This window comes from Cupriavidus numazuensis (assembly GCF_905397435.1).
GTDB classification, from domain to species: Bacteria; Pseudomonadota; Gammaproteobacteria; order Burkholderiales; family Burkholderiaceae; genus Cupriavidus; species Cupriavidus numazuensis.
In genome coordinates this window covers 12,534-26,397 of sequence record NZ_CAJPVI010000007.1, presented here as the reverse complement: position 1 = coordinate 26,397, position 13,864 = coordinate 12,534, and the positions used below count along the sequence as shown (strand labels likewise).

Below are 13,864 nucleotides of genomic sequence, written 5' to 3'. Positions count from 1 at the left end.
CCATGACGCTGTCCGAGCTCTGTATCCGCCGTCCGGTGATGACGGTGCTGCTGTGCATTGCCGTCATCGTGACCGGCATCGTGCTGTACCCGACCATCCCGATCGCGGCGCTGCCCAGCTTCAATTCGCCGGTGATCCAGGTCACCGCTACGCTGCCCGGGGCGAGCCCTGAAACCATGGCCGCTTCGGTGGCCACGCAGCTCGAAAAGCAGTTCGCGACGATTCCGGGCGTGACGGTGATCAGCTCGTCGAACACGCTTGGCAATTCGAGCATCACCATCGAATTCAACAGCGACCGCGACATCGATGCCGCAGCCGTGGACGTGCAGGCCGCGCTGTTCCGCGCGCAGCGTTCGCTGCCGATCGAGATGACGGTGCCGCCGTCGTACCGCAAGGTCAACCCGGCCGATGCGCCGGTGCTGCTGCTGGCGATCAACTCGCCGGCCATGAGCCTGGCCGAACTCAATGCGTTCGGTGACAACCTGATCTCGCCGACGCTGGCCACGCTGCCCGGCGTGGCGCAGGTCCAGGTGTTCGGCCAGAAGCGCTTCGCCGTACGTGTGCGCGCCCACCCGGATGCGCTTGCCGCACGTGGCCTCACGCTCGACGAGCTCGCCACGGCGCTGAACCGCGCCAACGCGAATACGCCGGTCGGTACGCTCGACAGCGCGCGCCAGACGCTGACGATCCAGGCCAACCGGCAGCTCGCCAACGCCGACGCGTTTCGCAACATCATTGTCGCCAGCCAGGCCAACGGCGTGCTGGTGCGGCTGTCCGACGTGGCCGAAGTCGAGGACAGCGTCGAGACCATCAAGACCGGCAGCTGGCTCAACAACGAGCGCTCCATCGTGCTGGCCGTGCTGCGCCAGCCGGACGCCAACACCGTGGCCGTGGTGGACGCCATCAAGGGCGCCCTGCCCCGCCTGCTCGCGCAGATGCCGGGCTCGGTCAACGTGTCGGTGGTCAACGACCGCTCCAACTCGATTCGCGAATCGATCCACGACGTGCAGTTCACGCTGGCGCTGACGGTCGCGCTGGTGGTGATGGTGATCTTCCTGTTCCTGCGCCGCGCCGCCGCCACGCTGATCCCGACCGTGTCGCTGCCGATCTCGCTGATCGGCACCGTGGCGCTGATGAAGGCGTTCGGCTACAGCCTGGACAACGTCTCGCTGCTGGCCATCACGCTGGCCGTGGGTCTGGTGGTGGACGATGCCATCGTGATGCTCGAGAACATCGTGCGCCATATCGAGGAAGGCGTGCCGCCGCTCAAGGCCGCGCTGGTCGGCTCGCGCGAGATGGGCTTCACGATTCTGTCGATCTCCATTTCGCTGGTGGCGGTGTTCATCCCGATCTTCTTCATGCCGGGCGTGATCGGGCTGCTGTTCCACGAATTCGCCGCGGTGGTGTCGCTGTCGATCCTGGTGTCGGCGCTGGTGTCGCTGACGCTGATCCCGATGCTGTGCGCGCGCTTCCTGTCGGCCGAGAACGTGCCGGTGGACGAATCGCAGCATGCGTACGGCGACCATGCGGGCCACGCGCCGGCCGTCGTGCAGAAGCAGACGCTGGGCATGCGCTCGACGCAGTGGTTCGAAGACTTGTTCGAATGGACGCTGCACAAGTACGCGCGCGGGCTCGACTGGTGCCTGGCGCACCGGCGCGTGGTGCTGGTGGCCGCGGGCCTGACTTTCGTGGTGACCGCGGTGCTGTTCGTCAAGATTCCCAAGGGCTTCTTTCCCGAGGAAGACATCGGCCAGATCCAGGTCAACGCCGAAGGTCCGCAGGATATTTCCTTCGACGCCATGGCCGAGCGCCTGCGCGATGCTGCCGAGCGCATCCGCGCCAACGCGGCGGTGAAGAGCGTCGTGGTCTCCATTGGCGGCGGCCCGTCGCCGGCCATCAACACCGGCCGCATGTTCGTCGAACTCAAGCCGCTCGGCGACAGGCCGAAGATGCAGCAGGTCGTCGAGTCGCTGCGCAAGGACGTGTCGGCTGTGCCCGGTTTGGCGGTGTATTTCTCGCCGGTGCAGAACCTGCGCCTGGGCGGCCGCCAGAGCAAGAGCCGTTACCAGTACACGCTGCAGAGCGTGAAGGCCGGCCAGCTCCAGGAGTTCAGCGACAAGCTGATGGCGAAGATGCGCGCGGACACGCTGTTCCGCGACGTCACCAGCGACTCGCAGCAGTCGGGCCTGGAGGCACAGCTTTCCATCGACCGCGACAAGGCCAATGCGCTCGGCGTGCAGATGCAGGACGTGCGCACCGCACTGTACTCGGCGTTCGGTGAGCGCCAGGTGTCGACCATCTACACGCCGATCGACAACTACTACGTGATCCTGCAGGCGGCCGACGTCGACCGCCAGGACGAAAGCGCGTTCACCAAGCTCTACGTGCGCAGCAAGACCGGCCAGATGGTGCCGATCTCCGCGTTCGCCACCACTGAGCGCCGCGTCGGGCCGATTGCCGTGAACCACCAGGGCCAACTGCCTTCGGTGACAGTGTCGTTCAATCTGGCGCCCGGTGCGGCGCTGGGCGAGGCGTCGGCGAAGATCGACCGCTACCGGCAAGAGATCGCCATGCCGACCTCCATCTTCACGAGCTGGGGCGGTGACGCGGCGGTGTTCCAGTCGTCGCAGGCCACGCAGATCGTGCTGCTGGTGGCGGCCATCGCGGTCATCTACACGCTGCTGGGTGTGCTGTACGAAAGCTACATCCACCCGCTGACGATCCTGGCCGGCCTGCCGTCGGCAGCCATCGGCGCGCTGCTGACGCTGTTCCTGTTCGACGTGGAGTTGTCGCTGATCGCGACCATCGGCGTGCTGATGCTGATCGGCATCGTGAAGAAGAACGCCATCATGATGATCGACTTCGCGCTGGCTGCGCAGCGCGAACAGGGCATGCCGCCGGCGCGCGCCATCCGGCAGGCCTGCCTGCTGCGCTTCCGGCCTATCATGATGACCACCTTCGCCGCCGTCATGGGCGCGCTGCCGCTCGCGCTGGGGCTCGGTGCGGGCGCCGAACTGCGCCAGCCGCTGGGTCTGGCCGTGGTCGGCGGCCTGCTGTTCTCGCAGGTCATCACGCTGTTCATCACGCCGGTGATCTATCTGGCGCTGGACCGGTTCTCGGGCACGGGTCCGTTGCAGATCGATTCGGAAGGGAATCGGTTGCCGGAAGCGGTGCAGGGTGAGGTGGTGCACCAGCATTGAGGCAATGGCCGCGGCTTCGGGCGCGGCCTTGAGTTTTCGGTCTTGTAGTCTGTCCCTCTCCCGTTCGGTGGGAGGGGCCAAAGCGCGTTCGCACTTGTCGAACCGTATCCGTTGATGAATCGCCGTACCCCTTCGGCATCGTTCACGTCATAAAACATTCTGAGATGAGATTTCGATAAATCGATATCACATTCGGAATCGTTCCATATATTTCCGTAGCTGCTTTTGAAATCCTGTGGGGGCCGGTGCGCCTTGTGCCGGTTCACGGAGTTTTTGCGATCGCAATGCCGCCCGCCTTGACACCCTCATAACCGCAGGAGGGCGATGAGATCTGCCACAAGAGGGTATGTCGCTGGCAGGGCGATTACCGGCCCGCAAATCGACGACAGTTCCCTTTTCCAACCACCACTCATGATCATTAGCCCACCGTTCCTGCCACAGAATGGTCTGACTTCAACCGATCCGGCCAAGGACGATCCAATGATGGATGCCGTCGATCAGTTCGAGTTGGGACACCACGGCGTCTACCCCATTGCCTTTGACCGCCGCTGGCACTGCGGCATGCACCTCGCGCCAACCGAACAGACCGAATGCGTGCGGGCCATTGCCGACGGCGAAGTAATCGCGTACCGCGTGAGCCAGAAGGCCATTTCGGACGGGCAAACGAAAAGAGATGGAAGCCCGGATCTGAACTCCAATATCGGTTTCGTTCTGCTCAAGCACAAGACCGACACTGGCGAAGGAAGGACGATCACTTTCTACTCCTTGTATATGCACCTGCTGGACATCAACAATCAGCAGCGCATCGCGCCACAGCCAACGAATCCGCCGGCTGTCGGCACCTCTAGCGCCTTGCCTGCCTGGTTGTTGTCTCCGGCCGATGGGGTGCAAGCCGGTGGGGGCAAGAAGGTCTATCGGAAGGACATCCTGGGGTATTGGGGTCATTGCCATGGACAGCCGCACCTGCACTTCGAAATCTTCATGACGGAGGAGGATTTTCGTGCTTGGTTTTCTCAGGCCGGGCATACCGTGCAGCTTGGCGAGAAGAATCCAGCCACGCCAGTGTCGAAAGACTACTGGGGCCACAGCTACTTCGTGATTCAGGGCGGCGAAGCTATTGTTAGCGTACCTCCTGGGCATGACCGTTCACCCTATTTTCCGCCGCTGATAGCCGGCGCTCTTAGTGCCCAGAACAAGCTATATGTAGAGGCCTACTTTTATAAGGGACAGCGTTATACGCGCTCATGGATCGAGAAGAACGGCAAACTTGAAGCGTTGACGCCTGCTCCGGTCAGAGATCCCTACGCCGACTACGAATACAAGCTGTACCAGCGGGCCACCGACCTATATCCCAAGTGCCCAAGCGCCGGATACGAACTACTTCGTTTTGGTCGCGTCCTGAGTACCGAATTACCAGCACTCTCCCGTGCGGAAAGCCGTACATGGATTGCCATTACGTATGACGCCAATGGCGCGCAAGGATATATCGACATCAGCCAGGATGCTATCAAGAAGCTCTCGGACGCGGATTTCCCGTTCTTCATGGGCTGGCAAAAGATTGCGGAGGCAAACACGCCGTTCAGCCAGGATGGTGTGTGCGACTTCGATGAGCTTCGCAGAATCGTGGATCTTGTGGAGGAATCAGAGACTCCCGAGCAACGGAGGGAAGCCGAATACAAGCAAGAAGACCAATTGACTGCGTACGTGTACGGCAATGATGCTGTGCGGGGAAAACTCAGGGGATTCGTCTGCCATGCGCCGAGCGAATGGGATGCGAGTGGTAATGAATCCCGGTACTCTCGGCTGAACCAAGCTGACGGTTTCTTCGGCAAGCGCAAGAATTTCGATCCGCAAGGGTATGAGAACTTCATCAGGTTCGTGAGACAACTACAGTTCCTAGATCAGACGTCGCTTGGCCCCGGCAAGAAATTTTGGTTCTTCCATCCGCTCGCCTTCATTCGGCATTTCAGAAAATGCAGGTGGTTGAGCTTCGCAGAACTGAAAAGGATGTTTCCACCAACCGCTCTGCGAAAAGCGGCCGGCTCGCAATGGGTTTCAGAGCCGGTACACCCGCAGATGAATACGGTGGATGAATATGGCATCGAACTGAACAAGGCGATGCGAAAGTTCGGCATCGGGACGTCTTTGCGGCAAGCAGCATTCCTCGGCAATGCAATACAGGAGACGCAATGGCTTCGATTGCTGGCAGAGGGTGCGCCGCAGCAATCACGATATTTTCCGTGGTTCGGCCGTGGATTCCTGCAACTAACCTGGCCAGATAACTATGTCCGGTACTGGCGCTTCAGTGGTAGACAGGTCGATCAGGCACTGGCAAGCCGCCTTCACGAGGCTGCACGCGTGTCGGATCAAGCGCGCACCAATGCGGCACTGGTCGCGGCTGAAGCTCATGTGCCCTCCACCTTAAAGAGTTGGCGGGACGATGTGGCGACGAAAAAATTTGAAGCTTCTGATAGTGCTGGCGCGTACTGGGCGTGGTCGGATGCGGCTCGACCTGCCGACCAGCCGCCGATTCTGCGACGTGAAACGAAGCAGGTGGGTAACACGTCCAAGCCGTTCTACAGCAGTGAGCCATTTGGGAGCGTCGCGGCCACCGTAAATGTGGGGTATCCATCAAATAGCTTCGCCGCAATTAATGGTCTTCAGGCGCGATATCAGGCCTATACCGCGGCGCTTGTCATGTTGACGGATGGAATTCGGTTCCCCGACGCGCACGGGGCGCAAAAAGAACTTCCTGACTGGTAATGTAGAAAGGATTAACCAGATGAAAAAACTGATCCTTGGCCTATGTGTAACAAGCTTGGCAGCCGCCCAATCCGTCAATGCTGCTGGAGCACTGGACTCCGGCCGGGATATGCCCAAGTGGAGAGGAGCGACGGCAGAACAGATTGTCGGACCATGTCGCTTTAGAATTGCGAACATGTATGGCGGGGAATTTCGGGCGCCTCGTCCTGATAGCTCACCACCGCATCAGGGGACGTACTATCTCCCCGTAACGGGCCCGACAGCTTTTCTGGCAGGTGGCTTCGGCATGTTTTGCGTTGAGGCTACCAATGATCGGATTACTTCTGCCCTGAACGCGAAGTATGTTGACGGTCGCTGGCAGAGGTACAGATTGGATGGTGGCCCTGAATTTGTTCCATTCGAGAAGGAGGCGAACGCTCGAACGGTCTCGATGAAGGGGAGAAACTGGACTGGAATTGCATACATTGAGGACGACACCACTGGCGACGAACGGCGCCGGGCTCGTATTTTTCACTTTTGCCTGATCCACAATGTCCGTGCGTTGTGTGGAAATGCGCCGGTTAAATGGCTCGCGGATCGCAAGGCGCGAAGTGATCTTGATCGGATGAGGACGATCCTTGAGTCGGTCGAGTTTGTCGATCCCCCGCCGCTACGCGGTGCGAGTGCCGCGGACACGTCCGACGCTCCTCCGGCCGCTCGCCCCGCGCAACCATGAAGTCCAAGGAAAACCGTCCATGCCATGCCGCGCCTTCAGCTCCATTCGCTCCGCCATCGCCGTCACCGCAGTCCTCGCCGGCTGCACGACCACGCCGCAATCGCCGTCCCCCGACACCCTCAGCACAACCTTCCCCGGCAACTCCTACATCCTCCTGGGCGAAGTCCACGACAACCCCGCCGGCCAGCAGCAGCGCCTTGCCGCCCTGACCCGCGCCGTCGAGCAAGGCTGGCGCCCCGCCATCGCGATGGAGCAGTTCGACCGTGAACGCCAGGCCGATATCGACCGCGCGCGCCGCGAGCGCCCTACCGATGCTGACTACCTGATTGCGCAGGCCGGCGGTGGCGGATGGCAGTGGCCACAATACCGGCCGGTGGTTGCGCTGGCGCTGCAGTACGACCTGCCGTTGCTGGCCGCGAACCTGTCTCGCGCCGATGCCGCGAAGATCGTGCGTGGTGGCCTCGATGGTCTGTTCACGCCGCCGCAGCGTGCGCAACTCGGCCTGACCGGTGCGTTGCCACCGGACCTGGTCGCCGCACAGACAGCAGTACTGGACGAAAGCCATTGCGGTAACTTCCCCAAGGCCATGCTGCCCGGCATGCTCGACGCACAGGCAGCGCGCGACGCCGTGATGGCGGCCACGCTGCGCCCGTACGCGGCGCGCGGCGCGGTGCTGATTGCCGGCAACGGCCACGTGCGCAACGATATCGGCGTGCCGCGCTGGCTCGGCGGCGGCGAAGGCAAGGCGATCAGCGTGGGTTACCTTGAGCGCGGCCGAAGCAATCCGGCCGGCTTTGACCGCGTCGTTACGGTGGCGCCAGTCGAGCGCGGTGATCCCTGCCGCGATGCCGTCGTGGGCAAGGCCATGCCGGCCGCCGCATCGGCGCCTGCGGCGCGTTGAATGTCTTATGTATCCACGTAAACCCCGATGCCAAAGCTGTCAATCTGACAGCCTTTTGACAGTTTGCAACGCCTAGAATCCGGCTCATGATCCGCCAGCGGGTCACGCAGAAGTCAAACAACAATGCCGGCATGCAACGCGTGCAACGGCCAGGAGACAGCGAGCCGACGGTTGCTTTGTGACCGCGTGGGGCGGTGTCTTCCCGGTTTCGCATCGATGCCATGACGGCCAGCCGAAGATACGGCAACACAATCAAGGAGACCGTTATGCGTCGCTCGATTCACCGTTTCGCCCACGTCGTCATGGCCTCGGCCGCCGTTGCCGCCACTGTCGCTGCCGCGCCGGCTTTCGCGATGGACACCGTCAAGTTCATGATCGGCGCCAACCCGGGCGGCGGCTATGACCAGACCGGCCGCGGGCTAGGCGCGGCGATGATCGCCTCGGGTGTCAGCAAGACCGCCACCTATGACAACAAGGGCGGCGCGGGTGGCACCATCGGCCTGACCCAGTTCGTCAACACCGACAAGGGCAACCCGAACGCGCTGATGGTCGTCGGCGCGGTGATGGTCGGCGCGATCGAGACCAACCATCCGCCCGTTACGCTGAAGAACGCCACGCCGATCGCGCGCCTGTACGCCGATACGATGGTCATCACCGTGCCGGCCAACTCGCCGCTGAAGTCCATCAAGGACCTGACCACGCAGCTTAAGGCCAACCCGGGCAGCGTGAGCTGGGGCGGCGGCTCGAAGGGTTCGATCGACCATATCCTGGCCGGCCTGATCGCCAAGGACATCGGCGTGGATCCGAAGAAGATCAACTACGTGCCGTTCCAGGGCGGCGGCGAGGCCTCGGCTTCGATCCTCGGCGGCCACGTGACCGTCGGCATTGCCGGCGTGTCGGAATTCCTGCCGTTCATCAAGAGCGGCAAGATGCGCGCGCTGGCGGTGACCTCCAAGGACCGCACCGCCGATATCCCGACGCTCAAGGAGCAAGGCGTGAACGTCGAGATCTATAACTGGCGCGGTGTCTACGGCGCGCCGGGCACGACGCCCGAGCAGCGCAAGGCCATGGTCGACGCCGTCGTGAAGGCGACCGAGAGCAAGGCCTGGAAGGAAACGCTGCAGAAGAATGACTGGACCCCGTTCCTGCTGACCGGCGACGAGTTCGGCAAGTTCGTCGACAGCGAATCGGCCCGCCTGGGCGGCACGCTGCGTGAACTGGGCGTGGCCAAGTAAGTCGCTCAAGCTTTAGCAACCGTCTTAGCAGTAAGGATCCGCAGTCTTGCGGATCCGAGCAGTACTGAAGCGTTACCTGTCGTGCCTGCCGAAGCCACCGATGTAGAAGGTGGCCGGGAAACGGCACGGGGCCCGGTGTCTGCCACCTGCGATACCCAAACCAAAATTACATGTCGCCGGGCCCCGTGACCGCGCGGGAAATCGAACGCCAGCGTCGCGGACGCCAGCTAACCCGTGCTGGCGACAAAGGCCAAGGAGTCTCCATGAAACCCTCCCATCTCGCCATCGGCATTGCCGTGCTGGCGATCTCGCTGTTTTTCTTCCTGGGCCTGTCGGGCATCTCGGGTGAAGAAGGCTATGCCGGCCTGTCGCCGCGTTTCGCGCCCACGCTGGTGGCGATTGGCCTGGCCGTGTGCGGAGCGCTGCTGACCTGGCAGGGCGTGCGCGGCGGCTTCCGCAACATGCCGGAAGAAGATGCCGAACTGCCCGACGCCCCGCACAACTTCAAGGGCTTCCTGTGGGTATCCGCCGGCCTGGTGCTGAACATGGCGCTGATCGGCACGCTCGGCTTCGTGCTGTCGTCCACGCTGCTGATGATCTGCGTGGCGCGCGGCTACGGCAGCCGCCGCATCGTGCGCGACGCGCTGATCGGCCTGTGCATCACGGTGCCGATGTGGGCGCTGTTTGAATTCCTGCTCGGCATCAACCTGCCGCTGCTCCCCATCGCCGGCTTCTGAGCCCGCCTGACCAGCTAGGAGTCACGAATGGATACCCTGAACCAGTTGATGCACGGCTTTGCCGTGGCCATCACGCCGATCAACCTGATGTGGGCCCTGGTGGGCTGCTTCCTCGGCACCGCCATCGGCGTGCTGCCCGGTATCGGCCCGGCCCTGACGGTGGCAATGCTGCTGCCGCTGACGGCCAAGGTCGAACCCACTGCTGCGCTGATCATGTTTGCCGGCATCTACTACGGCGCCATGTACGGCGGCTCGACCACGTCGATCCTGATGAACACGCCGGGCGAATCGTCCACCATGGTCACAGCCATGGAGGGCAACCTGATGGCCAAGAACGGCCGCGCCGGTCCGGCGCTGGCCACTGCCGCCATCGGCTCGTTCGTGGCCGGCACCATCGCCACCGTGCTGCTGTCGATGTTCGCGCCGGTGGCGGCGGACGTGGCGCTTGAGTTCGGCCCCGGCGAGTACTTCATGATCATGCTGCTCGCGTTCACCACGGTCTCGGCCGTGCTGGGCTCGTCGCTGCTGCGTGGCATGACGGCGCTGTTCCTGGGCCTGGGCATCGGCCTGATCGGCATGGATTCGCTGTCGGGCCAGACCCGCTACTCGATGAACGTGCAGGAGCTGTACGACGGCGTCGACATCGTGGTCGTTGCAGTGGGCCTGTTCGCCGTGGGCGAGGCGCTGTTCAACGCGTTCTTCCCGCAGCCGGAAGGCACCTTCAACAAGCTGAGCTCGGTCCACATGAGCAAGTCCGACTGGAAGCGTTCGGTCCCGGCCTGGATCCGCGGCACCATCATCGGCTTCCCGTTCGGCCTGATTCCGGCCGGCGGCGCCGAGATCCCGACCTTCCTGTCGTATGCGACCGAGAAAAAGCTGTCGGACCACAAGGAAGAGTTCGGCAAGGTTGGCGCCATTGAAGGCGTGGCTGGTCCCGAGGCCGCCAACAACGCTGCGGTGACCGCGACGCTGGCCCCGCTGCTGACGCTGGGCATCCCGACCTCGAACACCACCGCGATCCTGCTGGCGGCGTTCCAGAACTACAACCTGCAGCCGGGCCCGATGCTGTTCCAGACCTCGGGCGACCTGGTGTGGGGCCTGCTGGCGTCGCTGTATATCGGCAACGTCATGCTGCTGGTGCTAAACCTGCCGGCCATCGGCCTGTGGGTGCGCATGCTGCGCGTGCCGACGCCGCTGCTGTATGGCGGCATCCTGATCTTTGCCGGGCTGGGCGCCTACGGTATCCGCCAGTCGTGGTTCGATCTGCTGCTGCTGTTCGTGGTCGGCCTGCTGGGCATGGTGATGCGCCGCTTCGACTTCCCGACCGCGCCGGTTATCGTCGGCCTGATCCTGGGGCCGATTGCCGAGAAGCAGTTGCGTAACGCGTTGTCGATTGGCCAGGGCGACTGGAGCCTGTTCGTGAAGCAGCCGATCTCGGCCACCATCCTGGCGATGACCGTGGCGGTCGTGATCGTCCCGCGCCTGCTGCGCTGGCACGCCAACCGCTCTTCGGCGCACGCGCAGGCGGACAATGCGGCCTGATAGGTTGTCCACAGCCATGAGATGATCGAAGCCCGGCGCGTGCGTCGGGCTTCTGTTTGCTGGCAAGGACAGAATGCCAGATTGTTTGCTCCCCTCTCCCGCTTGCGGGAGAGGGGCTGGGGGAGAGGGAAGGCGTGTGGCAAGCACCGTGACGCCTCACTTCGTGGAGGCTCCTGCCCTCTCCCCCGCCCCTCTCCCATAAATGGGAGAGGGGAGACAACAATCGCAGCGTTGGTAGTGACCACAACAAAGGCGCCGGCGCCCCTGCCAGGCCGCTGCATCATGAATCTCTCCGCCCACCGCTGGCTGCCGGTCGTGCTGACGCTGTTGCTCGGCCTGGCGGCTGCCCTGCTCTGCACCTTGCTGCGCACGCCGCTGCCGTGGATGATCGGTCCGCTGCTGTCCGTGGCGAGCGCGCGCATGGCCGGCGCCGACCTGCGCGCCCCAACGCAGGCACGCAATGCCGGCCAGTGGGTGATCGGCGCATCGCTCGGGCTGTACTTCACGCCAGACGTGGTGGCGAGATTGCTGGAGTTCCTGCCCTATATCGTCGCGGGCTCGCTGTTCGCACTGGCGCTGGGCGCGGGTGGCGCGGTGCTGCTGCGCCGGACCACGGGCGTGGCGTTCAAGACGGCATTCTTCTCCACAGCGATTGGCGGTGCATCGGAGATGGCCAACCTCGCCGAGCGCAATGGTGCGCGCATCGATCAGGTTGCCGCAGCGCATTCGCTGCGCGTGCTGATGGTGGTGGTGACGGTGCCGGCCATCTTCCAGTACGGCGGCATCCATGGATTGGACCCATACATTCCAGGACCGCGCACAGTGGACGCCGTGGGGCTGCTCGTGCTGATCGGTATCACGCTAAGTGTGGCCCTGCTGGTGCGTCGGTTGAACATGCCGAACCCGTTCGTGATTGGCACGCTGATCGCGGCCGCGGTGCTGACCGCTTCGGGTATCGAGCTGTCCGCGATTCCCACGTGGATGAGCCGTGCCGGGCAGTTGCTGATCGGCGTGTCGCTCGGCTCCCGTTTCTCGCGCGACTTCCTGCATACCGCGCCGCGTTTCCTGTCGGGCGTGGCCCTGTACACGGTGGTGGCGCTGCTGGTGTCGGCGCTGCTCGGCTGGGCACTGGCAGCGATATCCGGCGCGCATCCGGCTACGGTCATTCTCGGCACCACGCCGGGCGGTATCGCCGAGATGTGCATTACCGCCAAGGTGCTGGAACTCGGCGTGCCGCTGGTGACCGCCTTCCATGTGATCCGGATGGCCTTCGTGGTGCTGGCCACCGGCCCCCTGTATCATTGGCTCAAACATCGCGTCGCGCCGGAGGAGACGGAGTAGCGGCCAGCCCTGCACAAAACGGGCGGCCACCGGGCGACATCCCGCGGGACAACAAGACCAGGATCGCCATGTCCGAATCCGCCGAACGCCGCCTGACGCTTGCCGATATCGATGCCACGCTGGAACGCGTGCTTGCCCCCTGGGTGCGCCAGCTCGGCTTGCGCGCCGAGGCCGTTGATGACGCCGGCATCACGCTGCGGCTGCCGTTCCAGGAAATGTTCCGCCATGCGGGCGGCGTGGTGTGCGGCCAGGTGCTGATGTCGGCCGCCGACACGGCGATGATCGTCGCCGTGGCCAGCGCGCTGGGCGGATTCCGCCCGATGACCACCGTCACCCTGAACACCAACTTCATGCGTCCCGTGATCGACGGCGATGTGCTGGTGCGCGCCAACGTGCTGCGCCTCGGCAAGACCGTGGTGTTCGGCGAGATCGAACTGACCGGCACTGACGGCAAGCTCGCCGTGCAGGCCACTACGACCTACGCGCTGCTCTGAGCGCGCCAGGCCCGCACCCCCTACACGCAAAGCGCAGCATGAACGCAGGCATCGCCACTCCGTTTGACCAGATCGTATTCGCCGGCGGCGGCAACCGCTGCTGGTGGCAGGCGGGCTGGTGGGACACCGTGGCACCGGAGCTGCACCTGCGGCCGCGCGTGATCACCGCGATCTCTGCGGGCGCGGCCACAGCCTGCATGGTCTATGCGCACGACTCGCAACAGACCATGGCGTACTACCGCGAGGTGCTGTCCGGCAACAAGCGCAACGCGTACTGGGGCAACCTGCTGCGCAACGAACGCGTGTTTCCGCATTACGGCATCTACCGCACGGCGCTGCTGTCGATCTTTGGCGACGGCCGGCTCGAACACCTGCGGCAGGCGCCGGAGATCCGCATCGGCGTCGCGCATATTCCGCGCTGGAGCGGTCCACGCCTGGCAGTGGCGGCGGGACTGCTCGCGTACAACATCGACAAGCACGTGCTCAAGACGCTGCATCCGCGGCTCGGGCGCAAACTTGGCTTCCGGCCGGAGTTCGTGCGCGCGCAGGACTGCGGCTCGCCCGAGCAGCTTGCGGACCTGCTGCTGCAGTCGGCTTCCACGCCACCGTTCACGCCGGTGCTGCGCCGTGGCGGACGTGCCGTGCTCGATGGCGGCCTTGTGGATAACGTGCCAGTGGACGCGCTCGACGCCACGCCGGGCAATGTGCTGGTGCTGGTGACGCGGCTGTATCCGCGCCCGCGCCGTTTCGTGATGCAAAGCGGCGGCCAGCGCCGCCTGTACCTGCAGCCTTCGCAGCGTGTGCCGATCTCGAGCTGGGACTACACCCGGCCCGACGCGATGACGCACGCCTATGACCTGGGCCGCCGTGACGGGGAAACTTTCCTGCGCGAGTGGCCGTCGATCCTGAATACGGAACTGAAGCCCGGCGCCTAGC

10 protein-coding genes are annotated in these 13,864 nt (G+C 63.8%); all 10 read left to right on the top strand.

The genetic code is table 11. The annotated features are described in order from the left end of the window. Positions 1 to 2 precede the first annotated feature (2 nt). The 10 genes from KHO41_RS07595 (at position 3) to KHO41_RS07550 (ending at position 13,863) form a co-directional block, all read left to right on the top strand. Complete coding sequence (locus KHO41_RS07595; RefSeq protein WP_211952674.1) at positions 3 to 3,200, top strand: efflux RND transporter permease subunit; 3,198 nt, start codon at positions 3 to 5, stop codon at positions 3,198 to 3,200. A 411-nt stretch (positions 3,201 to 3,611) separates the two neighbouring features. Then, positions 3,612 to 5,963, top strand: coding sequence for a lysozyme family protein (locus KHO41_RS07590; RefSeq protein ID WP_211952673.1), 2,352 nt, complete (start codon positions 3,612 to 3,614; stop codon positions 5,961 to 5,963). Between the two features lie 19 nt (positions 5,964 to 5,982). Then, on the top strand, positions 5,983 to 6,678 hold the full coding sequence (locus KHO41_RS07585) for a hypothetical protein (RefSeq protein WP_211952672.1): 696 nt from the start codon (positions 5,983 to 5,985) through the stop codon (positions 6,676 to 6,678). 19 nt (positions 6,679 to 6,697) lie between these two features. Next, entirely contained in the window at positions 6,698 to 7,579 is an 882-nt protein-coding gene (locus tag KHO41_RS07580; protein WP_211952671.1) for a ChaN family lipoprotein, read from the top strand. 266 nt (positions 7,580 to 7,845) lie between these two features. Continuing rightward, the gene (locus KHO41_RS07575) at positions 7,846 to 8,814 is read left to right on the top strand and encodes a tripartite tricarboxylate transporter substrate binding protein (RefSeq protein WP_211952670.1); all 969 of its coding nucleotides are present in this window, start codon (positions 7,846 to 7,848) and stop codon (positions 8,812 to 8,814) included. 263 nt (positions 8,815 to 9,077) lie between these two features. Next, positions 9,078 to 9,551: a tripartite tricarboxylate transporter TctB family protein gene (locus KHO41_RS07570; protein WP_211952669.1), complete on the top strand. Its 474-nt coding sequence runs from the start codon at positions 9,078 to 9,080 to the stop codon at positions 9,549 to 9,551. Positions 9,552 to 9,578: 27 nt separating this feature from the next. Next, complete coding sequence (locus KHO41_RS07565) at positions 9,579 to 11,093, top strand: tripartite tricarboxylate transporter permease (protein ID WP_211952668.1); 1,515 nt, start codon at positions 9,579 to 9,581, stop codon at positions 11,091 to 11,093. Positions 11,094 to 11,375: 282 nt separating this feature from the next. Beyond that, positions 11,376 to 12,434 carry an AbrB family transcriptional regulator gene (locus tag KHO41_RS07560; RefSeq protein ID WP_211952667.1) on the top strand — a complete coding sequence of 353 codons (1,059 nt, stop codon included), beginning with the start codon at positions 11,376 to 11,378 and terminating at the stop codon, positions 12,432 to 12,434. 68 nt (positions 12,435 to 12,502) lie between these two features. Beyond that, positions 12,503 to 12,928: a PaaI family thioesterase gene (locus KHO41_RS07555; protein WP_211952666.1), complete on the top strand. Its 426-nt coding sequence runs from the start codon at positions 12,503 to 12,505 to the stop codon at positions 12,926 to 12,928. A 38-nt stretch (positions 12,929 to 12,966) separates the two neighbouring features. After that, complete coding sequence (locus tag KHO41_RS07550) at positions 12,967 to 13,863, top strand: patatin-like phospholipase family protein (RefSeq protein ID WP_211952665.1); 897 nt, start codon at positions 12,967 to 12,969, stop codon at positions 13,861 to 13,863. The last annotated feature ends 1 nt before the right edge of the window (position 13,864 follow it).